Source organism: Streptomyces sp. KPB2 (assembly GCF_003950055.1).
Lineage (GTDB): Bacteria > Actinomycetota > Actinomycetes > Streptomycetales > Streptomycetaceae > Streptomyces > Streptomyces salinarius.
On sequence record NZ_CP034353.1, the window covers coordinates 5084522 to 5107284 of the forward strand.

26 protein-coding genes, 1 tRNA gene and 1 riboswitch are annotated in these 22763 nt (G+C 69.5%); of the genes, 19 read left to right on the plus strand and 8 right to left on the minus strand.

The window, feature by feature from the left end:
* The first annotated feature begins 320 nt into the window (after window positions 1–320).
* Entirely contained in the window at window positions 321–2666 is a 2346-nt protein-coding gene (locus D1J63_RS22835) for an immune inhibitor A domain-containing protein (protein WP_125631236.1), read from the plus strand.
* Window positions 2667–2812: 146 nt separating this feature from the next.
* Window positions 2813–3157, plus strand: a complete 345-nt coding sequence (locus D1J63_RS22840; protein ID WP_102930548.1) for a hypothetical protein — start codon at window positions 2813–2815, stop codon at window positions 3155–3157.
* 10 nt (window positions 3158–3167) lie between these two features.
* On the opposite strand, the gene D1J63_RS22845 is transcribed toward D1J63_RS22840, so the two are convergent.
* Window positions 3168–3755 (minus strand): nicotinamidase, encoded by a 588-nt coding sequence (locus D1J63_RS22845; protein ID WP_061444463.1) that lies wholly within the window; start codon window positions 3753–3755, stop codon window positions 3168–3170.
* 94 nt (window positions 3756–3849) lie between these two features.
* Entirely contained in the window at window positions 3850–5196 is a 1347-nt protein-coding gene (locus tag D1J63_RS22850) for a nicotinate phosphoribosyltransferase (protein ID WP_125631238.1), read from the minus strand.
* 109 nt (window positions 5197–5305) lie between these two features.
* Between D1J63_RS22850 and clpS the strand changes: the two genes are divergently transcribed.
* The 7 genes from clpS (at window position 5306) to D1J63_RS22890 (ending at window position 10159) form a co-directional block, all read left to right on the plus strand.
* Complete coding sequence (gene clpS, locus D1J63_RS22855; protein WP_102930550.1) at window positions 5306–5623, plus strand: ATP-dependent Clp protease adapter ClpS; 318 nt, start codon at window positions 5306–5308, stop codon at window positions 5621–5623.
* A 53-nt stretch (window positions 5624–5676) separates the two neighbouring features.
* Window positions 5677–6285: a DUF2017 domain-containing protein gene (locus tag D1J63_RS22860; protein WP_102930551.1), complete on the plus strand. Its 609-nt coding sequence runs from the start codon at window positions 5677–5679 to the stop codon at window positions 6283–6285.
* A gap of 351 nt (window positions 6286–6636) precedes the next feature.
* Entirely contained in the window at window positions 6637–8064 is a 1428-nt protein-coding gene (locus D1J63_RS22870) for an amino acid permease (RefSeq protein ID WP_102930552.1), read from the plus strand.
* 163 nt (window positions 8065–8227) lie between these two features.
* Entirely contained in the window at window positions 8228–8650 is a 423-nt protein-coding gene (locus D1J63_RS22875) for a M67 family metallopeptidase (protein WP_007388578.1), read from the plus strand.
* Between the two features lie 79 nt (window positions 8651–8729).
* Window positions 8730–8825 carry a putative leader peptide gene (locus D1J63_RS37680; RefSeq protein WP_309546867.1) on the plus strand — a complete coding sequence of 32 codons (96 nt, stop codon included), beginning with the start codon at window positions 8730–8732 and terminating at the stop codon, window positions 8823–8825.
* 98 nt (window positions 8826–8923) lie between these two features.
* Window positions 8924–9202, plus strand: a complete 279-nt coding sequence (locus tag D1J63_RS22885) for a MoaD/ThiS family protein (RefSeq protein ID WP_102930554.1) — start codon at window positions 8924–8926, stop codon at window positions 9200–9202.
* A 6-nt stretch (window positions 9203–9208) separates the two neighbouring features.
* Window positions 9209–10159: a cysteine synthase gene (locus D1J63_RS22890; RefSeq protein WP_125631240.1), complete on the plus strand. Its 951-nt coding sequence runs from the start codon at window positions 9209–9211 to the stop codon at window positions 10157–10159.
* 60 nt (window positions 10160–10219) lie between these two features.
* Here the strand turns inward: D1J63_RS22890 and D1J63_RS22895 are convergent, their stop codons facing one another.
* Window positions 10220–10378 carry a hypothetical protein gene (locus D1J63_RS22895; RefSeq protein WP_125631242.1) on the minus strand — a complete coding sequence of 53 codons (159 nt, stop codon included), beginning with the start codon at window positions 10376–10378 and terminating at the stop codon, window positions 10220–10222.
* Between the two features lie 204 nt (window positions 10379–10582).
* Here D1J63_RS22895 and D1J63_RS22900 point away from each other — a divergent pair, with 204 nt between their 5' ends.
* Window positions 10583–11335, plus strand: a complete 753-nt coding sequence (locus D1J63_RS22900) for an MBL fold metallo-hydrolase (protein ID WP_125631244.1) — start codon at window positions 10583–10585, stop codon at window positions 11333–11335.
* Window positions 11336–11405: 70 nt separating this feature from the next.
* On the opposite strand, the gene D1J63_RS22905 is transcribed toward D1J63_RS22900, so the two are convergent.
* The gene (locus D1J63_RS22905; RefSeq protein WP_102930558.1) at window positions 11406–12656 is read right to left on the minus strand and encodes a PTS transporter subunit EIIC; all 1251 of its coding nucleotides are present in this window, start codon (window positions 12654–12656) and stop codon (window positions 11406–11408) included.
* Window positions 12657–12883: 227 nt separating this feature from the next.
* Window positions 12884–14179, minus strand: a complete 1296-nt coding sequence (locus D1J63_RS22910) for a PTS transporter subunit EIIC (RefSeq protein ID WP_125631246.1) — start codon at window positions 14177–14179, stop codon at window positions 12884–12886.
* Window positions 14180–14339: 160 nt separating this feature from the next.
* Between D1J63_RS22910 and D1J63_RS22915 the strand changes: the two genes are divergently transcribed.
* The 4 genes from D1J63_RS22915 to rdgB all read left to right on the plus strand — a co-directional run bounded on the left by D1J63_RS22915 (window position 14340) and on the right by rdgB (window position 16631).
* On the plus strand, window positions 14340–14573 hold the full coding sequence (locus D1J63_RS22915) for a PTS glucose/sucrose transporter subunit IIB (RefSeq protein WP_007388582.1): 234 nt from the start codon (window positions 14340–14342) through the stop codon (window positions 14571–14573).
* 85 nt (window positions 14574–14658) lie between these two features.
* Window positions 14659–15399 carry a ribonuclease PH gene (rph, locus tag D1J63_RS22920; protein WP_125631248.1) on the plus strand — a complete coding sequence of 247 codons (741 nt, stop codon included), beginning with the start codon at window positions 14659–14661 and terminating at the stop codon, window positions 15397–15399.
* Between the two features lie 177 nt (window positions 15400–15576).
* Window positions 15577–15981 carry a hypothetical protein gene (locus D1J63_RS22925; protein ID WP_102930562.1) on the plus strand — a complete coding sequence of 135 codons (405 nt, stop codon included), beginning with the start codon at window positions 15577–15579 and terminating at the stop codon, window positions 15979–15981.
* Between the two features lie 47 nt (window positions 15982–16028).
* Entirely contained in the window at window positions 16029–16631 is a 603-nt protein-coding gene (gene rdgB / locus D1J63_RS22930; RefSeq protein ID WP_125631250.1) for an RdgB/HAM1 family non-canonical purine NTP pyrophosphatase, read from the plus strand.
* 16 nt (window positions 16632–16647) lie between these two features.
* Here rdgB and D1J63_RS22935 read toward each other — a convergent pair.
* Window positions 16648–16734, minus strand: a tRNA-Leu gene (locus D1J63_RS22935).
* Between the two features lie 42 nt (window positions 16735–16776).
* On the minus strand, window positions 16777–17244 hold the full coding sequence (bcp, locus tag D1J63_RS22940; RefSeq protein ID WP_125631252.1) for a thioredoxin-dependent thiol peroxidase: 468 nt from the start codon (window positions 17242–17244) through the stop codon (window positions 16777–16779).
* A 92-nt stretch (window positions 17245–17336) separates the two neighbouring features.
* Between bcp and D1J63_RS22945 the strand changes: the two genes are divergently transcribed.
* The 3 genes from D1J63_RS22945 (at window position 17337) to D1J63_RS22955 (ending at window position 18537) form a co-directional block, all read left to right on the plus strand.
* Window positions 17337–17669, plus strand: a complete 333-nt coding sequence (locus D1J63_RS22945) for a DUF3618 domain-containing protein (protein WP_102930564.1) — start codon at window positions 17337–17339, stop codon at window positions 17667–17669.
* Between the two features lie 23 nt (window positions 17670–17692).
* Entirely contained in the window at window positions 17693–18049 is a 357-nt protein-coding gene (locus D1J63_RS22950; RefSeq protein ID WP_003975911.1) for a co-chaperone GroES, read from the plus strand.
* Window positions 18050–18118: 69 nt separating this feature from the next.
* A riboswitch (guanidine-III (ykkC-III) riboswitch) is annotated at window positions 18119–18186 on the plus strand.
* A gap of 30 nt (window positions 18187–18216) precedes the next feature.
* Window positions 18217–18537: a multidrug efflux SMR transporter gene (locus tag D1J63_RS22955; RefSeq protein ID WP_019325643.1), complete on the plus strand. Its 321-nt coding sequence runs from the start codon at window positions 18217–18219 to the stop codon at window positions 18535–18537.
* Here D1J63_RS22955 and D1J63_RS22960 read toward each other — a convergent pair.
* A complete protein-coding gene (locus tag D1J63_RS22960) occupies window positions 18531–20936 on the minus strand; it encodes a transglycosylase domain-containing protein (RefSeq protein ID WP_206436814.1) in 2406 nt (801 codons plus the stop codon). The genes D1J63_RS22955 and D1J63_RS22960 overlap by 7 nt on opposite strands.
* Window positions 20937–21116: 180 nt before the next feature.
* On the opposite strand from D1J63_RS22960, the gene D1J63_RS22965 reads away from it, so the two are divergent.
* Together D1J63_RS22965 and D1J63_RS22970 are read left to right on the plus strand one after the other, a co-directional pair.
* Window positions 21117–21923, plus strand: coding sequence for an ABC-2 family transporter protein (locus tag D1J63_RS22965; protein ID WP_125631254.1), 807 nt, complete (start codon window positions 21117–21119; stop codon window positions 21921–21923).
* Window positions 21916–22758, plus strand: coding sequence for an ABC transporter permease (locus D1J63_RS22970; protein WP_125631256.1), 843 nt, complete (start codon window positions 21916–21918; stop codon window positions 22756–22758). The genes D1J63_RS22965 and D1J63_RS22970 overlap by 8 nt, the downstream gene beginning before the upstream one ends.
* Window positions 22759–22763: the final 5 nt, after the last annotated feature.

The window sequence follows — 22763 nt, forward strand, 5'->3', positions numbered from 1 at the left end:
ACGGTAGTAAGCACGACCTAACCGGCACGGCCGATGCACGGGGGGCGCACGGATTCATGACGTACCGGAAGTGGGCGGTCACGCGCGCCCGCCGGGTCCGGCCGGGGGCCGCCGGATCCCGCGAAGGTCACGATCCGGTGTCCGCAAAGCGAACGGCGGCTCCGCATAGTGCACTTGTTCTGCTCAAGTCAAGGTCTGTCTTTTCTGCCGAACCTCTAGTCAAATGTCGTCACTTGACAACACGCGTTGATCACGTGTGCGCGGACTTGCTCTGTCTTTGTCCCCCCTTCCGCGCGCGTGGACGCGGGGGAGGAAATCAAGTGACCAGAAGACCCTGGACGTTCAGAACGGCGGCGACCACCATCGCGCTCGCCACCGCGACCGCCACGCTCTCCGCGGCCGGCGTGGCGCAGGCGGACTCGCCGTCCCGGCCGGAGTCCGTGAACCGCCACGACCCCAGCCCGGACAAGACCGCGCGCTCCCACGACCTCAAGGGCCCCCTGAGCGACACTCAGGCCGCCCAGCGCGAGGAGGCCCTCAAGCAGGTCCTCTCCGGCAACGCGTCGGTGAAGAAGAAGGACGGCTCGAAGGTCGTCCAGCTGAAGAGCAAGAAGGGCGACGCCAAGTACGTCGAGCTGGGCCGGGAGAAGACCGACAAGATCTTCACCATCCTGGTCGAGTTCGGCAACAAGGTCGACAGCCGCTACGGCGGCACCCCCGGCCCGCTGCACAACGAGATAGCCAAGCCGAAGCGCAAGGAGGACAACTCCACGGCCTGGCAGGAGGACTACGACCGGGACCACTACCAGGACCTGTACTTCGGTTCCGGCAAGGGCGTCCACTCGGTCAAGACGTACTACGAGACGCAGTCCTCCGGCCGTTACTCGGTCGACGGCGAGGTCGCCGACTGGGTCAAGGTCCCGTACAACGAGGCCCGCTACGGCTCCAACAAGTGCGACCCGGACAACTGCGCCTGGTACGCGGTGCAGGACGGCGTCACCGCCTGGGTCGCCGACCAGAAGGCGGCCGGCCGCACCGACGCCCAGATCAAGTCCCAGCTGACCCAGTACGACCAGTGGGACCGCTACGACTTCGACGGCGACGGCGACTTCAACGAGCCCGACGGCTACATCGACCACTTCCAGATCGTGCACGCCGGCGAGGACGAGTCCGCCGGCGGCGGCGCGCAGGGCGAGGACGCCATCTGGGCCCACCGCTGGTACGCCTTCGGCACCGACGCCGGCGCCACCGGCCCGGCCGACAACAAGCTCGGCGGCACCCAGATCGGCGACACCGGTATCTGGGTCGGCGACTACACCATCCAGCCGGAGAACGGCGGACTCGGCGTCTTCGCCCACGAGTACGGCCACGACCTCGGTCTGCCGGACCTCTACGACACCAACGGCGGCGACAACTCCACCGGCTTCTGGACGCTGATGTCGTCCGGCTCGTGGCTGGGCACCGGCCGCAACGAGATCGGCGACCTGCCCGGCGACATGACCGCCTGGGACAAGCTCCAGCTGGGCTGGCTGAACTACGACACCGCCAAGGCGGGCGTCAACTCCTGGCACAAGCTGGGCCTGGCCGAGTACAACACCAAGCACAAGCAGGGCCTGGTCGTCGAACTGCCGAAGAAGGCGGTCACCACCGAGATCGTTCCCCCCGCCCAGGGCGAGACCCAGTGGTGGAGCGGCAGCGGCAACGACCTCAGCAACACGCTGACCCGCAGCGTCGACCTCACCGGCAAGTCGTCCGCCTCCCTCACCCTGGACGGCTGGTACGACATCGAGGCCGACTACGACTACCTCTACACCGAGGTGTCCACCGACGGCGGCGCCAACTGGACCGCGGTCGACGGCACGTTCGACGGCAAGCCGATCCAGCGCGACGGCAGTGACAAGCCCGCCCTGAGCGCCACCGTGGACGCCTACGGCAAGCTCGTCTATCCGCTGGACGCCTACGCCGGCAAGAAGATCGACCTGCGCTTCCGCTACCAGACCGACGGCGGACTGGCCATGAAGGGCTTCGCCGCCGACGAGATCACGGTGACGGCCGACGGCCAGACCCTCTTCTCCGACGACGCGGAGACCGAGGACGCCGCCTGGACGGCGGACGGCTTCACCCGCAAGGGCGCGTCCTTCACCAAGGACTACGCGCAGTACTACATCGCCGAGAACCGCCAGTACGTGTCGTACGACAAGACCCTCGAGGTCGGCCCGTACAACTTCGGCTTCTCGGAGCGCCCGAACTGGGTCGAGCACTACGCGTACCAGAACGGCCTGCTGATCTGGAAGTGGGACACCTCCCAGGCGGACAACAACACCAGCCAGCACCCCGGTACCGGTCTGATCCTGCCGATCGACTCGCACCCGACCGCGCTGAAGTGGAAGGACGGCACGGTCATGCGCAACCGCTTCCAGACCTACGACGCGCCGTTCAGCCGCTTCCGTACGGACGGCATGACGCTGCACAAGGCGGACGTCGCGAAGTACGTCCCGGGCTCGAAGGGCGTCTCGGTCTTCAACGACCGCAAGAACGACTACTACGACCCGGCGAACCCGACCGGCGGTGTCAAGATCACTGACACCAACACGAAGATCAAGATCCTCAAGGAGGCCAAGAACGGCTCGACGATCGAGCTCGAGGTTGGCCCCGCGGGCAGGTAAATAGCATCTGCCCAGGTCAGAGCATGATCGGCGGCGACCCCCTGGCGGGTCGCCGCCGATCCGTGTTTAGGTGCGTCCTGTGGTTCTCTTATTGACACCGGGCCCGGTGCCCGGACCGACCCAGGCTGACTCGGGGGTATGACCGCATGGCCGCAGGAGGCTTCTGCAAGCTGCCGAACGGCACGGTGGTGGTGGCACTGAACCTGCCCAGCCCCGCCCCGTCGAGCGCCGGCAGCGTGCGTTTTCTCGTCCACGCCCAGAACCGGGCGCGCGCCCTGACCAGGCTGCGCAACCTGGGGCTGCGCAGCGTCTACCTGCGGGGCAACGCGGCCCCGCCCACCCCGGACGAGGTCACCGCGGTCCTGCACCATCCGGACGGCCTGATATGGCGCACGGCGCCGGTGGCGGGCGCCGTGGGCGGCCCGGACCCGGTCCAGGAGCTGTGGCACCCGATCAGGGCCCTGCTCAGACGCCCGACCGCCCGGACATAGGGGCCCGGCCCTACTGCACGACCGGCTTCCCGGACAGCTCCACGCCGGCCTCCCGCAGCTCCTCCAGCGCCCGCTCCGTGGTCTCCACTGCCACCCCGGCGGTCAGGTCGAGCAGCACCTGCGTACGGAAGCCCTCGCGGGCGGCGTCCAGGGCGGTGGCCCGGACGCAGTGGTCGGTGGCGATGCCCACGACGTCGACCTCGTCGATCTCCCGGGCCCGCAGCCACTCGGCGAGCGCCGTGCCGTTCTCGTCGGCGCCCTCGAAGCCGCTGTAGGCGGCCGCGTACGCGCCCTTGTCGAAGACGGCGTCTATCGCGCCGGAGGCGACGGCCGGGGCGAAGTTCGGGTGGAAGCCGACCCCCTCGGTGCCGGCGACGCAGTGCGCCGGCCAGGAGTGGACGTAGTCCGGGTTGTCGGCGAAGTGGCCGCCCGGCGCGACGTGGTGGTCGCGGGTGGCCACCACGTGGCGGTAGCCGGCGGGCGCCTGCCCGATCAGCTCGGTGATGGCGGCGGCCACGTCGGCACCGCCGGACACCGCGAGGCTGCCTCCCTCGCAGAAGTCGTTCTGCACGTCTACGACGATCAAGGCGCGGCGCATGGTCGGTGTCCTTCGACTGGGTCGGCTGTGGGGCGGGAGCGGGGAGTGGCTGGACGGACGGGGCTGATTCGGGCCTTGCGGGGCCGCACCAGCTTTAGCTACCCGAGCCCCCGTGCGCGTACTCCGTCGGAATGACGGGTTCCCCTCGGGAGAGCTGGGTGGCGGACAGCGGCAGGTTGGCGCGGGCCGCCGCGTGCCGGTCCCGGGCGGCGTCCAGCGGCTCGCGGGCGACGACCTCGCCGCCCTTGACCAGCTCGACCAGGAGCTGCCGGTCGGCGAGGGCGTCGGGCACCGGACCGGTGCCGACCACCTCCGCCTCGGCGTACCCGTCCGCGTCCAGGCGCCGGGCGGCCCACTTGCGGCCGCCGACCGACGTCTTGCCACCGCTGGACTTCTTCGCCACCGGCACCAGCGGTGCCCCCTCCTCGCCGGACTCGGCGCGGGCCACCAGCTTGTAGACCATCGAGGCCGTCGGGTGGCCGGAGCCGGTCACCAGCTGGGTGCCGACGCCGTACGCGTCCACGGGCGCCGCCGCCAGCGAGGCGATGGCGTACTCGTCCAGGTCCGAGGTCACGACGATCTTCGTCTCGGTCGCGCCCAGCTCGTCCAGCTGCTGGCGCACCCGGTGGGCGACGAGCAGCAGGTCGCCGGAGTCGATGCGCACGGCGCCCAGCTCGGGCCCGGCGATCTCCACGGCCGTACGGACGGCCTCGGCGACGTCGTAGGTGTCCACCAGGAGGGTGGTGTCCCGGCCCAGCGACTCCACCTGGGCGCGGAAGGCGTCGCGCTCGTTGTCGTGCAGCAGGGTGAAGGCGTGGGCGGAGGTGCCGACGGTGGGGATGTTGTAGCGGAAGCCGGCGGCCAGGTCGGAGGTGGTCGCGAAGCCGCCGACGTAGGCGGAGCGGGCGGCGGCGACGGCGGCCAGCTCGTGGGTGCGGCGGGCGCCCATCTCGATCAGCGGGCGGTCCCCGGCGGCGGACGACATCCGGGAGGCGGCGGCCGCGATCGCCGAGTCGTGATTGAGGATGGACAGGATCACCGTCTCCAGCAGCACGCACTCGCCGAAGGTGCCCTCCACCCGCATGATCGGCGACCCCGGGAAGTACACCTCGCCCTCGGGGTAGCCCCAGATGTCCCCGGCGAAGCGGTACTCCGCGAGCCAGTCCAGGGTCTCCTCGTCGACGATGTCCTTCTCGCGCAGGAAGCGCAGCACGCCCGCGTCGAAGCGGAAGTTCTCCACCGCGTCCAGCACCCGGCCGGTGCCCGCCACGACGCCGTAGCGGCGGCCGTCCGGCAGCCGCCGGGTGAAGACCTCGAACACGCTGCGCCGCCCGGCCGTACCGGCCTTCAGGGCTGCCCGCAGCATGGTCAGCTCGTACTGGTCCGTGAAGAGCGCCGTCGAGGGGACGTCCACCGGCAGCCCAAGGTCCGCTGTGTTCATAGGACGGATCGTACCCCCATTTCGTCACTCTGACGATTTCCGGGCCCGAGCGGTTCGCGTGGCGCCCGCCACAGGCCCGTTTGTGCGGGTGCCCCCCTGTGGTGGCAGCATGGGCTGTGTGACGGCAGCCGCACCCATGGAGATCGAGAAGACCGAGTCGGCGGAGGAGGTCTTCGCCGTACCCGAGCCCGACGTGCCCTGGGTGACGATCGTGCACAACGACCCCGTCAACCTCATGAGCTACGTGACGTATGTCTTCCAGACGTACTTCGGCTACTCCAAGGACAAGGCCACCAAGCTCATGATGGACGTCCACCACAAGGGCCGGGCGGTCGTCTCCAGCGGCAGCCGGGAGGAGATGGAGCGGGACGTACAGGCCATGCACGGCTACGGTCTGTGGGCCACCCTCCAGCAGGACCGGAAATGAGCCCGGAAACGACCCACGCCCGCCCGCAGGACGGAAGCAGCTGAATCGCCTTCATGCCCGGACAATTCGAACCGCTCCCCGGCGGCGGCGCGGCCGTCGCGCTCGACGACGTCGAGATCTCCATCATCCGCTCGCTGGCTGTGCAGCTCCTGGAGCTGATCGGCCCCGGACCCGCCGAGGACGCCTCCGACGACCCGCTCGCCGAGCTGTTCGCCGAGGGCCCGAGCGAACCGCCCTCCGACCCGGTGCTGCGCCGCCTGTTCCCGGACGCCTACGGTGACCCCGAGGGCGCCCCGCAGGCCCAGGAGGCCGAGGAGCAGCGGGCGCACTCCGCGGAGTTCCGCCGCTACACCGAGAACGACCTGCGGGCCGGCAAGCGGGAGAACGCGCTGGCGGTGGTCCGCACCCTGGATGCCCTCTCCTCGGCGTCGGCGGGCGAGGAGGGCGCGGTGCTGAAACTGTCGCCCCAGGAGTCCCAGCAGTGGCTGCGTGCCCTGAACGACCTGCGCCTGGCGATCGGCTCCCGCCTGGAGATCGCCGACGAGGACGACACCGACCTGCTCTACCGGCTCCCCGACGAGGATCCGCGCAAGCCGATGGTGATGGCCTACCTGTGGCTCGGCGGGCTCCAGGAGTCGCTGGTCGCCACCCTTATGCCCTGAACCGGACCGTTTCCTCACTCTCCGTGTCCGCTCAGCGGAGCCTCAAATCCGGATAACGATCCCGTCAAAGCTGCGCCCCTTTTGACGAAAAGGGGCGCGTTTTGTCCGCTTCTCCCTGTGTGACACGTCACAATCCACCCCTGTGATCAGCCTCGCGGTCGTGGTAAATCTTCACGACCGCCCGGCGAACACCACCCGAATGTTCGGCCGGGTGCGCCACCGAGCCGGCAGACCGCCGGCCAGGCACCGAGCGGGATGTGAGGCCCGCTCAGCTCCATCATCCGGGGGGATCGAGACCCGATCCGCGGCCGAGTCGAGGCCCGGGTCGGCATGGAGAAAGGCGCACCACACATGACCTCTGCGCAGGTCGACACGGACAAGGCCCCCGAAGAGGGCTACGAGCGCGGTCTCAACAGCCGCCAGGTCCAGATGATCGCGATCGGCGGCGCCATCGGCGTCGGCCTCTTCCTGGGCGCCGGGGCCAACATCGCCAAGGCCGGCCCCAGCATCATCCTCATGTACGCCCTCGCGGGCGTGATCATCTTCTTCATCATGCGGGCGCTCGGCGAGCTGCTCCTCTACCGTCCCGTCTCCGGCTCCTTCGCCGAGTACTCGCGCGAGTTCCTCGGCCCCTTCTTCGGTTACTTCACCGGCTGGACGTACTGGCTGATGTGGGTGGTCACGGGCATGGCGGAACTCACCGCCGCCGCCATCTACATCCACTACTGGTTCCCGGACATCCCGCAATGGGTCTCGGCCCTGGTCTTCCTGGTCCTGCTGTTCGTGGCCAACCTGATCTCGGTGAAGCTGTTCGGCGAGATCGAGTTCTGGTTCTCGATGGTCAAGGTCACCGCCATCATCGGCATGATCGTGATCGGCATCGGCGTCATCACCTTCGGCTTCAGCCAGGCCGGCGACACGGCCGCCGTCTCCAACCTGTGGGAGTTCGACGGCTTCTTCCCCAAGGGCATCGGCTCGTCCCTGATGACCCTCCAGGGCGTCATGTTCGCCTACCTCGCCGTCGAGCTGGTCGGCGTCACCGCGGGCGAGTCGGAGAACCCGGAGAAGACCCTGCCCAAGGCGATCAACACCCTGCCCTGGCGCATCGCCCTCTTCTACGTCGGCGCCCTCACCGTCATCCTGGCCGTGGTCAAGTGGACCGAGTTCGCCGAGGGCGTCAGCCCCTTCGTGGAGGCCTTCGCGGTCATCGGCATCCCGGCCGGCGCCGGCATCGTCAACTTCGTCGTGCTCACCGCCGCCCTGTCCTCCTGCAACTCCGGGATGTACTCCACGGGCCGCATGCTGCGCACCCTCGCGGACAACGGCGAGGCCCCCAGGGTCTTCAACAAGCTGTCCTCGACGAAGACCCCGGCCATCGGCATCTCCGTCTCGGTCGTTTTCATGGCCATCGGCGTGGTGCTGAACTACCTCGTCCCGGAGAAGGCCTTCGGCTACGTCACCTCCGTCGCCACCGCCGCCGGCATCTGGACCTGGCTGATGATCCTGATCAGCCACGTGCTGTACCGCCGCAAGGTCGTCGCGGGCCGCCTGCCCGCCTCCTCCTTCCCGGCGCCCGGCGGCTCGGTCTGCTCCTACATCGCCATCGCCTTCCTCCTCTTCGTCACCTGCCTGATCGCCTACGACGCCGACTCCCGCATCTGCCTGTACGTGATGGCCGGCTGGGCCGTCGCCCTCGGCATCGGCTGGGCGGTGCTCAAGAGCCGCAACCCGAAGATCACCGAGCGGCCCGGCGAGCCGGAGTTCGAGAAGATCGGCTGATCCGAGCAGCCGGCCCCGACCAGCGCGTTCGCGCGCACTCCAGGACGTCCGGCCACCGGGGACGCTCGTGGCATCCCCACGGCCACCGCTCAGGATGTCCGGCATACGGGCTCCTCCGTACCACCCACCGGTACGGAGGAGCCCGTCTGCTTATCCTGGCCGCATGCTGACCATCACACAGGCCCTGTACGACCAGATCGTCGCCCACGCGCGCGCCGACCACCCCGACGAGGCGTGCGGCGTGGTGGCCGGTCCCGTCGGCGAGGGCCGTCCCGAGCGGTTCATCCCCATGCTCAACGCCGCCCGCTCGCCCACCTTCTACGAGTTCGACTCGCAGGACCTCCTCAAGCTCTACCGGGAGATGGACGACCGCGACGAGGAGCCGGTGGTCATCTACCACTCCCACACCGCCACCGAGGCCCACCCCTCCCGCACCGACATCACCTACGCCAACGAACCCGGGGCCCACTACGTCCTCGTCTCCACCGCGGACACCGACGGCGCCGGCGAGTTCCAGTTCCGGTCGTTCCGCATCCTGGAGGGCGAGGTCACGGAGGAGGAGGTCAAGGTCGTCGAGGCGTACTGATCCCGACCTGCGGACGGAAAGAGTCCATCAGGTGAGATCACACTCCGGATGCCGGACCGGGAATCGATACGATGAGCCCATGGTTCTTCTCGACGTGAGCGAAAAGGCGCCGGGCACCCTGCTCGTGGCGCGGCTGCACGTCGACCTGTGCAGGCTGAAAAGCGCCATCTGTTGATCTTCGCCGCCGCCGTACGGCCGTGAGCCGCGGCGTGCTGACGTGTGCGCCGCGCGCCCTACGAACCCACGACAAACTTCCGACAGGAGCACTCAGCCATGGCCATCGAGGTCCGCATCCCGACCATCCTCCGCCAGTACACCGACGGCCAGAAGGCGGTGGAGGGCAACGGGGACACCCTCGCCCAGCTCTTCGCCGACCTCGAGACCCGGCACGCGGGCATCCAGGCCCGCATCGTCGACGGCGAGCAGCTCCGCCGCTTCGTCAACGTCTACCTGAACGACGAGGACGTCCGCTTCCTCGACGGCATCGACACCAAGCTGTCCGACGGCGACAGCATCACGATCCTGCCGGCCGTCGCCGGCGGCATGGCCTGATCGCCGATGCGTTACGACTCCCCCCTGGCCGCGGTGGGCAACACCCCCCTGGTGCGCCTGCCGCGGCTGTCGCCGTCCGACGACGTCCGCATCTGGGCCAAGCTGGAGGACCGCAACCCGACCGGCTCGATCAAGGACCGCCCCGCGCTCCACATGATCGAGCAGGCGGAGAAGGACGGCCGGCTCACCAAGGGCTGCACGATCCTGGAGCCCACCAGCGGCAACACCGGCATCTCACTGGCCATGGCCGCCAGGCTCAAGGGCTACCGCATCGTCTGCGTGATGCCCGAGAACACCTCCCAGGAACGCCGGGACCTGCTCACCATGTGGGGCGCGGAGATCATCTCCTCCCCGGCCGCGGGCGGCTCCAACACCGCCGTACGGGTCGCCAAGGAACTCTCCGCCGAGCACCCGGACTGGGTCATGCTCTACCAGTACGGCAATCCGGACAACGCGGGCGCCCACTACGCCGGCACCGGCCCGGAGATCCTCGCCGACCTGCCCTCCGTGACCCACTTCGTGGCCGGCCTCGGCACCACCGGCACCCTCATGGGCGTCGGGCGCTACCTGCGCGAGCACAAGCCGGACGTGAGGATCGTCGCCGCCGAACCGCGCTACGACGACCTCGTGTACGGCCTGCGCAACCTCGACGAGGGCTTCGTACCCGAGCTGTACGACGCCTCCGTCCTCACCACCCGCTTCTCGGTGGGCTCCGCCGACGCGGTCACCCGCACCCGCGAGCTGCTCCAGCAGGAGGGCATCTTCGCCGGCGTCTCCACCGGTGCCGCCCTGCACGCCGCGATCGGCGTCGGCAAGAAGGCCGTCAAGGCCGGCGAGAGCGCGGACATCGTGTTCGTCGTGGCCGACGGCGGATGGAAGTACCTGTCGACCGGCGTCTACACCGCCGAGACGACCGAGGCCGCCATCGAAACCCTCCACGGCCAGCTCTGGGCCTGAGGGTTCCGCCCGCACAGCCGCCCGCACCACCGCCCCGTGACGTACGCGTCGCGGGGCGCGTCAGTTTTCGGGCCCCGGCCCGCCGGACCCGTCCCGCCCGTCCGGAGGCCGTCGTCCCCGGCCGCGAGGCCGCCGCCCCCGGCCCCAGCCGTCGACGACCGTGGCGACGAGCGCGAGCAGGACCACCGCCGCGAAGACGAGCCACCAGGACGTGTTCATACCGAGGACCGTACCGGCGCACACCGCTCCCGCGCGCCCCCTCAGTGGCCCCGCGCTCCCCACTTCCAGCCGAACCGGTGATCCCACAGGTGAGTTCGCCCACAACGGCCCCTGGCGGAGGAGCGACCACAGGTTTTGCGCCTTACGCTCGACAAACCGCACGACCCCCGTCTCTCCATACGCGCCAGCGGAGGTTTCTGCTTCATGAAGCTCACCGTCGTCGGCTGCTCGGGGTCGTTCCCGTCCGCGGAATCGGCCTGCTCGAGCTACCTCGTCGAGGCCGACGGCTTCCGGCTGCTCCTCGACATGGGCAACGGCGCCCTCGGCGAGCTGCAGCGCCACTGCGGTCTCTACGACCTCGACGCGATCTTCCTCAGCCACCTGCACGCCGACCACTGCATCGACATGTGCGCCTACTTCGTGGCGCGCTACTACCGGCACGACGGCGGCCGCTGCGCGCCCCTCCCGGTCTACGGACCCGAGGGCACCGAGCACCGGCTGACCACGGCCTACGCCGACACCCCCTCGGCCTCCTCCATGAGCGAGGTGTTCGACTTCCACACGGTCAAGCCGTCCACCTTCGAGGTCGGCCCGTTCACCGTGCACACCGAGCGCGTCGCCCACCCCGTGGAGGCCTACGCCATCCGCGTCGAGCACGGCGGCCGCTCACTGACGTACTCCGGCGACACGGGAGCCACCCCCGTGCTGGACGAACTCGCCCGCGACACCGACCTGTTCCTGTGCGAGGCCGCCTTCACGCACGGCAAGGAGAACATCCCCGACCTGCACCTCAACGGACGCGAGGCGGGCGAGAGCGCCGCCCGGGCCGGCGCCCGGCGCCTGGTGCTCACCCACATCCCCCCGTGGACCGACCCCGAGGTCAACCGCGCCGACGCGCGCGAGGTCTACGACGGGCCCGTGCACGTCGCCGTGACGGGCGCGGTGTACGAGATCTGATCCCCGGACACGGGGGAAGGCCCCGGAACCTCGCGGTTCCGGGGCCTTCCGTGCGCCGTGGGGCCGGGGCTCACGCCTTGGTGAGGTCCTCGACCTCCTCCTCGGGCTCGCGGCCCGGGGTCTTCAGGTCGAACTTGACGATCGCGAAGCGGAACGTCACGTAGTAGATCGCCGCGAACACCAGACCGATCGGGATGATCAGCCAGGGCTTGGTGGCGAGGTGCCAGTTCAGGGCGTAGTCGATGAAACCGGCCGAGAAGTTGAAGCCGGCGTGCACACCCAGGCCCCACGTGACCGCCATCGAGATCGCGGTCAGCACCGCGTGCAGCACGTACAGGACCGGCGCGATGAACATGAACGAGAACTCGATCGGCTCGGTCACACCGGTGACGAACGAGGTCGCGGCCAGCGAGAGCATCATGCCGAGGACGGCCTTGCGGCGCTCCGGGCGGGCGGTGTGCGCCATGGCCAGGGCGGCGGCCGGCAGGCCGAACATCATGATCGGGAAGAAGCCCGACTGGAAGATGCCGGCGGAGGGGTCACCGGCCAGGAAGCGGGTGATGTCGCCGTGCACCACGTCACCGGCGGAGTTGGTGAAGTCACCGAGCTGGAACCAGGCCACCGTGTTCACGAACTGGTGCATGCCGACCGGGATCAGCGCGCGGTTCACGCCACCGAACAGGGCCGCGCCGCCGGAGCCGAGGCCGGTCATCCACTCGCCGAAGTTCGAGATGCCGTCGCCGATGGGCTCCCAGACCAGACCGAAGAAGACACCCACGACGATGCCGACGAACGCCATGATGATCGGCACCAGGCGGCGGCCGTTGAAGAAGCCGAGCCAGTCCACCAGCTTCTTGCGGTGGTACCGCTGCCACAGCACGGCGGCCAGCAGACCCATGATGATGCCGCCGAGCACACCCGGGTCGTTGTACGTCGCGGCGACGTCCTCGCCCTTCTGGACCACCGCCTCGGTGACCGGGAAGGCCTCGAGGACCTTGCTGTAGACGAGGAAGCCGACCACCGCGGCCAGCGCGGTCGAACCGTCCGCCTTCTTGGCGAAGCCGATGGCCACGCCTATGCAGAACAGGATCGGCAGCGAGCCGGTGAGCGCACCGCCCGCGTTGTTGAAGACGGCGGCGACCTTGTCCCAGCCGAGGCCGTCCTTGCCGAAGATGTCGTCCTGGCCGAGCCGGACCATGATGCCCGCCGCCGGCAGCACGGCGATCGGGAGCTGGAGGCTGCGTCCTACCTTCTGCAGCCCCTGGAAAAGACCTGATCCCCGCTTCTTTGCGGGGGCCGCCTTGTCGGTGGCGGTGCTCATGCTTCCTCCATCGGGTGGTGGTCTACACCACTCAGTGGTGTAGACCTGTTGTAGCACGATGAAGGCCGCGTAAGGAACCCGTGATTCCGCGACCGGAGCGCTACGCGCAGTACCCGGCCAAGTCCCCTGATCACAGGCGCGCGAGGGCGCGGAGAAGGCCCCCGGACCAATGGTCCGGGGGCCTTCGCGAGACCACCCTCAAAGGGTACGTGAGGAACGGAAGAGGTCTACACCTTGGTGACGTCCTCCACCTCGTCCTCGGGCTCCCGCCCCGGAGTCTTCAGATCGAACTTCGTGATCGCGAACCGGAAGACCACGTAGTACACGACCGCGAAACACAGCCCGATCGGAATGATCAGCCACGGCTTCGTCGCCAGGTTCCAGTTGATGACGTAGTCGATCAGCCCCGCCGAGAAGCTGAACCCGTCCTTCACCCCCAGCGCCCACGACACCGCCATCGACACCCCCGTCAGCACCGCGTGCACCGCGTACAGAAGGGGAGCGATGAACATGAACGAGTACTCCAGCGGCTCCGTGATCCCCGTCACGAACGAGGTCAGGCCCACCGACAGCATCAGACCGCCGACCTCCTTGCGCCGGCCCGGCCGCGCGCAGTGCGTGATCGCCAGCGCCGCCGCGGGCAGCGCGAACATCATGATCGGGAAGAAGCCCGTCGTGAACTGACCCGCGGTCGGATCCCCCGCCAGGAACATGTTGATGTCACCGTGCACCACCGTCCCGTCCGGCTTGGTGTACGAGCCGAACTGGAACCACATCGGCACGTTCAGGAACTGATGCAGACCGATCACCAGCAGCGCCCGGTTCGCCACCCCGAAGACACCCGCGCCCCACGCGCCGATCCCGGTCATCCAGTCGCTGAAGCTCTCCAGCGCGTCACCGATCGGCGGCCACACCCACAGACACAGCGCCGCGAACACGATCGCCACGAACGCCATGATGATCGGCACCAGCCGGCGGCCGTTGAAGAAGCCCAGCCAGTCCACCAGCTTCGTCCGGTGGAACCGCTGCCAGAAGTACGCCGTCAGCAGCCCCATCACGATGCCGCCGAAGACCCCCGGGTTCTGGAAGACGAACGCCGTCACCTCGCCCGACCCGTCGGTCACCTGGCAACCGATCTGGGGGACGGCCTTCGACCCCTCCGGACAGTCCTCCGGGAACTGCCGCAGCACGTTGTAGTAGACGAGGAACCCCGCCACCGCCGCCAACGCCGTCGAACCGTCGGCCTTCTTGGCCATCCCGATGGCCACACCCACGCAGAACAGCAGCGGCAGCCCCAGCGACCCGTCGAGCAGCGCGCCGCCCGCGCCCGTCATCACCTTCGAGACGTTCGTCCAGCCCAGGCCGTCGTCCCCGAACACGTCCGGCTGCCCCAGCCGGTTGAGAATGCCCGCGGCGGGCAGGACCGCGATGGGCAGCTGAAGACTGCGGCCCATCTTCTGCAGCCCCTGGAACGCCTTGTTCCAGCGGACCCGAGCGGGACTGACCGTGCTGTCGGCACTCATCCGGTCTCCATTCGGTCGCCGGTACACTGGTGTAGACCAGTAGACGGACGGCTCCGCCGTCGTGAGGCCCATCATTCGCGACGGAACCGCATGATGGCTCGCGAAGATGGGCCAACTGTGGGTTACTGCGACAAAGCGGCTCGGATCAGGGAGAACCAACATGGCCAGCAAGGCTGAGAAGATCGTCGCCGGCCTCGGCGGCATCGACAACATCGACGAGATCGAAGGCTGCATCACCCGACTCCGCACCGAGGTCAACGACCCGGACCTGGTCAACGAAGCCGCCCTCAAGGCCGCCGGCGCCCACGGCGTCGTCAAGATGGGCACCGCCATCCAGGTCGTCATCGGCACCGACGCCGACCCGATCGCGGCGGAGATCGAAGACATGATGTGAACCACCGGTTCACCGGCAAGGGGCCTGTCCCGCCCGTTCCACGGCGGGGCAGGCCCCTTCCCCATGGGCCGCTAGGCTCACCCGCATGTCACGAATCGACGGCCGCACCCCCCAACAGCTCCGCCCCGTCACCATCGAACGCGGCTGGAGCAAGCACGCCGAAGGCTCCGTCCTCGTCTCCTTCGGCGACACCAAGGTCCTCTGCAACGCCTCCGTCACCGAAGGCGTCCCCCGCTGGCGCAAGGGCAGCGGCGAAGGCTGGGTCACCGCCGAATACGCCATGCTTCCCCGCGCCACCAACACCCGCGGCGACCGCGAGTCCGTCAAGGGCCGCATCGGCGGCCGCACCCACGAGATCAGCCGCCTCATCGGCCGCTCCCTGCGCGCCGTCATCGACTACAAGGCGCTCGGCGAGAACACCATCGTCCTCGACTGCGACGTCCTCCAGGCCGACGGCGGCACCCGCACCGCCGCCATCACCGGCGCCTACGTCGCCCTCGCCGACGCCGTCCACTGGGCCCAGCACACCAAGAAGCTGATCAAGCCCAGCCGCAAGCCCCTCACCGGCACGGTCTCCGCCGTCTCCGTCGGCATCGTCGGCGGCACCCCGCTCCTCGACCTGCGCTACGAGGAAGACGTCCGCGCCGACACCGACATGAACGTCGTCTGCACCGGCGACGGCCGCTTCGTCGAGGTCCAGGGCACCGCCGAGGCCGAGCCCTTCGCCCGCGACGAACTCAACACCCTGCTCGACCTCGCCGCCGCGGGCTGCACGGAACTGGCCGAGCTCCAGCGCAAGGCACTCGACGCGACCCTCGACAGGTGACGCGGCACCGCGAGCAAAGCGAGTAAAGGGAAAGCCAAGGGCACGCAACTCGGCCGCACGCAGGCGCGTCCCTAGCAGTACAGCACCACGGGCGTACGGCGGCAGACCTCGCCGTACGCCCGCCGTCGCACCGCACACGGGCCGCCCGGCCCTGTCCCAAGGGGAGGACCGAGACCCATGGCCGCGAGCCGCCACCGCCGCCTTCGCCGCACCGCTGTCACCGCCGCCACCGTGGCGACCATCGCCCTGACGGCCGGACTCACCACCGGCTGCGACGCCGTCGACAAGGCGCTCGACTGCGTACGCACGGCCGACGCGATAGCCGACAGCGTCACCGAACTCCAGCAGGCGGTGGAGAACACGGACGACCCCACGCAGTGGGAGGAGTCCCTCGACTCCATCGACAAGAACCTCGGCAAGATCGGCGACCAGACCGACAACGCCGACGTCAACAAGGCCGTCGACGACCTCGGCAAGGCCGTCGACAACGTCCGCACCTCGGTGGAGAACGGCGACGAGACCCCCGATCTCAGCCCCGTCACCGACGCGGCGGGCGAACTGACGAAGGTCTGCACGCCGTAGCGGAGGGCACGGTGGGGCGGGACAGCGGCTCCGGAATACTGGACGCCATGACCCGCCTCATCCTCGCCACCCGCAACGCCGGCAAGATCACCGAACTGAGGGCCATCCTCGCCGACGCGGGCCTGCCCCACGACCTCGTCGGCGCGGACGCCTACCCGCACATCCCCGACGTCAAGGAAACCGGCGTCACCTTCGCCGAGAACGCCCTGCTCAAGGCCCACGCCCTCGCCCGGGCCACCGGCCTGCCCGCCGTCGCCGACGACTCCGGCCTCTGCGTCGACGTCCTGAACGGCGCCCCCGGCATCTTCTCCGCCCGCTGGGCCGGCCGCCACGGCGACGACAAGGCCAACCTCGACCTCCTCCTCGCCCAGATCGCCGACATCGCCGACGAACACCGGGGCGCCCACTTCGCCTGCGCGGCGGCCCTGGCCCTGCCCGACGGCACGGAGCGGGTGGTCGAGGGCCAGTTGCGCGGCACCCTCCGCCACGCCCCCGCCGGCACGGGCGGCTTCGGCTACGACCCCATCCTCCAGCCGGAGGGCGAGACGCGAACGTGCGCGGAGCTGACGGCGGCGGAGAAGAACGCGATCAGCCACCGCGGGAAGGCGTTCCGGGCGCTGGTGCCCGTCGTGCGCGAGCTGCTCGGCTGAGCAGCGGAAAACGTACTGGTGCGGCCGGAGGGACTCGAACCCTCACGGGAGTTACCCCACTGGGACCTAAACCCAGCGTGACTGCCAATTCCACCACGGCCGCCCGGCGCTGCTGCCCGGCCATGCTACTGGTCGGGCAGCGCCGTCAGATCCCCAAGTCCTTGATGATCTTGGCCACGTGGCCCGTCGCGCGGACGTTGTACAGGGCGCGTTCGACCTTGCCCTCCTCGTCCACGACGATCGTGGAGCGGATGACGCCCATGTAGGTCCTGCCGTAGTTCTTCTTCTCGCCGAAGGCGCCGTACGCGTCGAGGACCTTCTTGTCCGGGTCGGCGAGGAGGGTGACCTTCAGGGACTCGGTGTCACGGAACTTGGCCAGCTTCTCGGGCTTGTCGGGGGAGATGCCGATCACGTCGTACCCGGCGCCGGCCAGCAGCTCCAGGTTGTCCGTGAAGTCGCACGCCTGCTTCGTGCAGCCGGGGGTAAGCGCCGCAGGGTAGAAGTAGACGATGACCTTGCGGCCCTGGTGGTCGGACAGGGACACCTCGTTGCCGTCGGCGTCCGGGAGGGTGAAGGCCGGGGCCCGGTCCCCGGGCTGGAGTCGCTCGCTCATCCGGTCAGGGTAACGGGGGGTCCTGACAGTGCGAGCGGGCGTGGAGCTGACAGACTGTCCGGGACAGTGTCAGAGGACTTCGGAGGCGTACGGTGGCGGACACGTCGGACATCAGAACCCCGGCGCAGATCGAGGCGGACATCAAGCGCCGCCGCGAGGTGCTGGCCGAGACGCTCGACGAGCTCGGGATGCGGGTGCACCCGAAGACGATCGTCGACGATGCGAAGGCCAAGGTCGCCGCCAGCGTCGATCACACCCTCGGCCGGGCGTACGTCCAGGTCAACCGGGTGGTCAGCGATGTGAGGGCGCAGTTCGTGGACGAGGAGGGCGCCCCGCGCATGGAGCGGGTCGTGCCGGCCGCGCTGGTCGTGGTCGGGGTCGTCGGGCTGCTCGCCCTGAGCGGCACCCGGCGGCGGAAGCGCTGAGCGGGGGCAGGTAGGTTCAGGGCGTGAGCGCCAAGAGAAACGAGCACGGTCCCCAGGACGACAAGCTGCCCATCCGGATGCTGCACGACCGCGTGCTCGTGCGGCAGGACACCGGCGAGGGCGAGCGGCGTTCCGGGGGCGGCATCCTGATCCCCGCGACGGCGGCCGTCGGCAAGCGGCTGGCCTGGGCCGAGGTCGTCGCGGTCGGGCAGAACGTACGGACCGTGGAGCCGGGCGACCGGGTGCTGTACGACCCGGAGGACCGTGCCGAGGTCGAGGTGCGGGGCGTGGGCTACGTGCTGATGCGCGAGCGGGATCTGCACGCCGTGGCCGCGGACCGGTTCGAGGGGTCGGAGGATTCCACCGGGCTGTACCTCTGAACCTCTGATTCACGGGTGCGCAGTACGACTCGGGGGCTGGTGATCAAGGTCACCGGCCCCTTTCCCCTGTCTTTGCTACCTTGGGAAGCACCCCGACGAGACGCGCCGTACCGGGCTGAAGGAAAAGACGACGCACCCCGTTCAGTTCGTTCACGGAGGTGCCTGTCATGGCGTGGGTTCTGCTCGTCGTCGCCGGTCTGCTCGAGGTCGGCTGGTCGATCGGGATGAAGTACACCGACGGTTTCACGCGGCTGTGGCCGAGTGTGTTCACCGGTGCCGGGATCGTCGCGAGCATGATGCTGCTGTCGTACGCCGCCCGGACGCTGCCCATCGGTACCGCCTACGGCGTGTGGGTGGGCATCGGTGCGGCCGGCGCGGCGGTGCTCGGCATGGTGGTGCTGGGGGAGCCGGCGACCGCCGCCCGGATCTTCTTCATCTGTCTGCTGCTGGTCGCCGTCGTGGGGCTGAAGGCGACCTCCGGTCACTGACGCCGGGGTGTGACGGGGATGCCGGGGAAGCCGGTGTCGGTGTCGCCGCCGCCCGCGCCGTCGGTGTCCCCGCCGCCCGGGTCGGTGCCGCCGCTCGAGGAGTCGTCGCCGCCCGAGTCGCCGCCGCCCGTGGGGCCCGGCTCGGTGCTGGGGCCGCCCGAGCCGGGGGTGCCGCCGCCGGTCGACGGGGGGTCGGACTCGGTGCCGCCGGAGTCGCCGGGCGGGGTGCTGCTGCCCGAGTCGCCCGGGGTGTCGCTGCCGGAGCCGTCCTCGTCGCCGGTGGACGGGGCGTCCGGGTCGCTGCTGCCGCTCTCGTCGCCGTCGCCGGGTTCGTCCGAGGCGTCGCTGCTGGGGGGCGCGGTGACGTCGGCGCCGGCCTGGAGCTGGAGGTCGAAGTCGGCGACGGGCTCGCCCTTGAGCGCGTTGCGGGTGTACTGGCTCCAGATCTCGGCGGGGGCGCCGCCGCCGTTGATGCGGGCGAGGCCCATCGCGCCGTAGAGGGACTTGTGGGCGGCGGTCTTGGGGTCCTGGCCCATGACGGCGACGACGGTGGCGAGGTCGGGGGTGTAGCCGGCGAACCAGGCGGCCGTGTCCTCCTCGGCGGTGCCGGTCTTGGCGGCGGCGGGGCGGCCGACGGCCTGGGCGGCGCTCGCGGTGCCGTTCTGGACGACGCTGCGCAGGACGGACGTGGTGGTGTCGGCGGCCTCGCGGCTGACGGCCTGGTGCTCGCGCCGCTCGGGCAGCTCGACCTCCTGCTTGCCGTCCTTCATGACCTTCTCGACCAGCGTGTAGGTGCTGTGCCTGCCGTGGTTGGCGAGGGTGGCGTAGGCCTCGGCCATGTCGAGGGGGCTGGCGGTGGCGACGCCGAGGGCGATGGAGGGGGAGGGGGTCAGTTCGGGCGTGTTCTTGGAGAGGCCCAGGTCGATCGCCGTCTGCATGACCTTGTCGGAGCCGACGTCGACGGCCATCTGGGCGTACACGGCGTTGATGGACTTGTCGGTGGCCTCGCGGACGGTGACGTGGCCGTAGTCGCGCTGGTCCTCGTTCTCGGGGGCGTAGCGGCCGCCGGCCCAGCCCTGGACGGGGCGTTCGCTGGTGCCGTCGTAGCGGGTGTTCGGGTTGATCGTCCGGCCGCTCTGTGTCTCGGAGTGGTTCTCGACGGCGGACGTGAACACGAAGGGCTTGAAGGTGGAGCCGACCTGGAAGTCGCGGCGGGTGGCGTTGGGTGTGTACTGCTTGACGTAGTCGATGCCGTTGTACATCGCGACGACCTTGCCGGTCTTCGGGTCGACGGAGGCGCCGCCGGCGCGGACGTAGGTGTCGACCTTGCGTTCCTTCTTGTCCAGCTGGGACATGAGCTTGTCGTCGACGGCCTTGACGAAGGCGTCCTGCTTGTCCTTCTGGAGGGTGGTGGTGATGCGGTAGCCGCCGCGGCCCAGTTCCTCCTCGTCGACGATGCCGTTCTCGATCAGGTACTTCCTGACGATGTTGACGACGTAGCCGCGCTGTCCGGACATGTTGGTGGAGATGGTGGACTGCTTGGGCTTGGGGAACTTCGCGGCGGCGCGGTCGGAGGCGCTGAGCCAGCCCTTGTCGACCATGCCGTTCATGACGTAGTTCCAGCGGGCCTCGGCGGCGGGCCGGTTCTCGGGGTGCGCGACGACGTCGTACTGGCTGGGGGCGTTGAGCAGGGAGGCCAGGTAGGCGCCCTGCGCGGCGGTGAGGTCCTTGGCGTCGACGCCGAAGTAGGCCTGGGCGGCGGACTGGATGCCGTAGGCGCCGCGGCCGAAGAAGCTGGTGTTGAGGTAGCCCTCGAGGATCTCGTCCTTGCTCTTCTCCCGGTCGAGCTTGATCGAGATGAAGAACTCCTTCACCTTGCGGGTGACGGTCTGCTCCTGGGCCAGGTAGTAGTTCTTGACGTACTGCTGGGTGATGGTGGAGCCGGACTGCTTGCCCTTGCCGGTGGCGGTGTTCCAGCCGGCGCGGACCATCGCCATGGGGTCGATGGCGGACTCGGTGTAGAAGTCGCGGTCCTCGGCGGCGAGGACCGCGTGCTGGGCGTCCTTGGAGATGCGGGCGAGCCCGACGCTCTCGCGGTTGACCTCGCCGTCGCGGGCGAGGACGGTGCCGTCGGCGTACAGGTAGACGTTGGACTGCTTGGTGGCGAGGGCGTTGGCCGCGGGGATCTGGACGAGGTGGTAGCCGAGGAAGAAGCCGCCGACGACGAGCAGCAGGCCGATGACGACGGTGCTGAGCACGATGCGCCAGGTGGGGATCAGCCGGCGCCAGCCGGTGCGCTTGGGCCGCTTGGCCTTCTTCGCCTTCCCGGCGGCGTCCGGTGTTCCCGACGCCCAGCCCCGGTTCGGCTGCTGTGGCTGCGGCTGCGGCTCGTCGCTCATCTCGTGCACGGACTCCTGTTTCATTTCGTACGGTTTTCGTACGTCTGAGTTCTTCTGAAGAAGACTCTCGCACCGTGAGTTCCGTTCCCACTCGACGGCACACCCGTGAAATTCCGTGGCGGGGGCCTTCGCGGTCGCACTAGGCTCCTGCGCTTCGGTGCCGGTCGGAGGGGGAGGGCTGTGGGTGCGGGCTCGGGGCGGTTGTACGTGGCCGTCGCGGCGGGTGGATTCCGACGGTACGCGACGTATCGGGCGGCCACTGCGGCCGGGGTGTTCACGAACACCGTTTTCGGACTGATCCTCGTATACACCTATCTGGCCCTGTGGGACGAGAAACCGCAGCTCGGCGGGTACGACCAGGCGCAGGCCGTGACCTTCGTGTGGCTGGGGCAGGCGCTGCTGGCGGCGCTGGCGATCGGCGGCGGGGGCTTCGAGGACGAGCTGATGGAGCGCATCCGTACGGGTGATGTCGCCGTCGATCTGTACCGTCCGGTCGATCTTCAGCTGTGGTGGCTGGCGGCGGACGTGGGCCGGGCGCTGTTCCAGCTGCTGGGCCGCGGAGTGGTGCCGTTCGTGTTCGGATCGTTGTTCTTCCCGGTGGCGCTGCCGCGCGAGGTGGGTGTGTGGGCGGCGTTCCTGGTGACGCTGGTGCTGGCGATGCTGGTGGGATTTGCGCTGCGCTATCTGGTGGCGCTCTCGGCGTTCTGGCTGCTGGACGGGTCCGGGGTGACGCAGATGGCGTGGCTGGCGGGGCTGTTCTGCTCGGGGATGCTGCTGCCGCTGAACGTGTTCCCCGGGGCGCTCGGCGAGGTGGTGCGGGCGCTGCCGTGGTCGTCGCTGCTCCAGGCGCCGGCGGACGTGCTGCTGGGGGAGGCGGACCCGCTGCCCACGTATCTGTTCCAGGCGTCCTGGGCGGTGGCGCTGCTGGCGCTGGGCCGTCTGGTGCAGTCGGCGGCGACGCGACGGGTGGTGGTCCAGGGTGGCTGAGGCGGCGGGTACGGAGGTGCGGCGGGGACGGGTCGTCGAGGGGGTGCGCGCGTACGGGCTGATCGCCGGGATGTGGATCAGGTCGACGATGGCTTACCGGACGTCGTTCGCGCTGACGACGTTCGGGAACTTCGCGATGACCGCGCTGGACTTCGTGGCGATCCTGCTGATGTTCTCCCGCGTCGACGCGCTGGGCGGCTGGTCGCTGCCCGAGGTGGCGTTCCTGTACGGGCTGTCCGGGGTCTCCTTCGGTCTGGCCGACCTGGCGATCGGCTCGATGGACCGGCTGGGGCGCCGGGTGCGCGACGGCACGCTGGACACGCTGCTGGTGCGGCCCGTGCCGGTGCTCGCGCAGGTGGCGGCGGACCGGTTCGCGCTGCGCCGGCTGGGCCGGGTGACGCAGGGGGCGCTGGTGCTCGGGTACGCGCTGGTGGTCGTGGACGTGGACTGGACGGCGGCGAAGCTGCTGCTGATGCCGTTGATGCTGCTCGGCGGTGCGGGGATCTTCTGCGCGGTGTTCCTGGCGGCGGGGGCGTTCCAGTTCGCGGCGCAGGACGCCTCGGAGGTGGCCAACGCCTTCACCTACGGCGGTACGACGCTGTTGCAGTACCCGCCGACGGTGTTCGCGCTGGACCTGGTGCGCGGGGCGACGTTCGTGGTGCCGCTGGCGTTCGTGAACTGGCTGCCGGCGAGCCATGTGCTGGGGCGGCCGTATCCGCTGGGCCTGCCGGGGTGGGTGGCGTTCACGACGCCGCTCGTGGCCGCGGCCTGCTGTGCGCTCGCCGGGCTGGCCTGGCGGGCGGGCCTGCGTTCGTACCGGAGTACGGGGAGCTGAGGGAG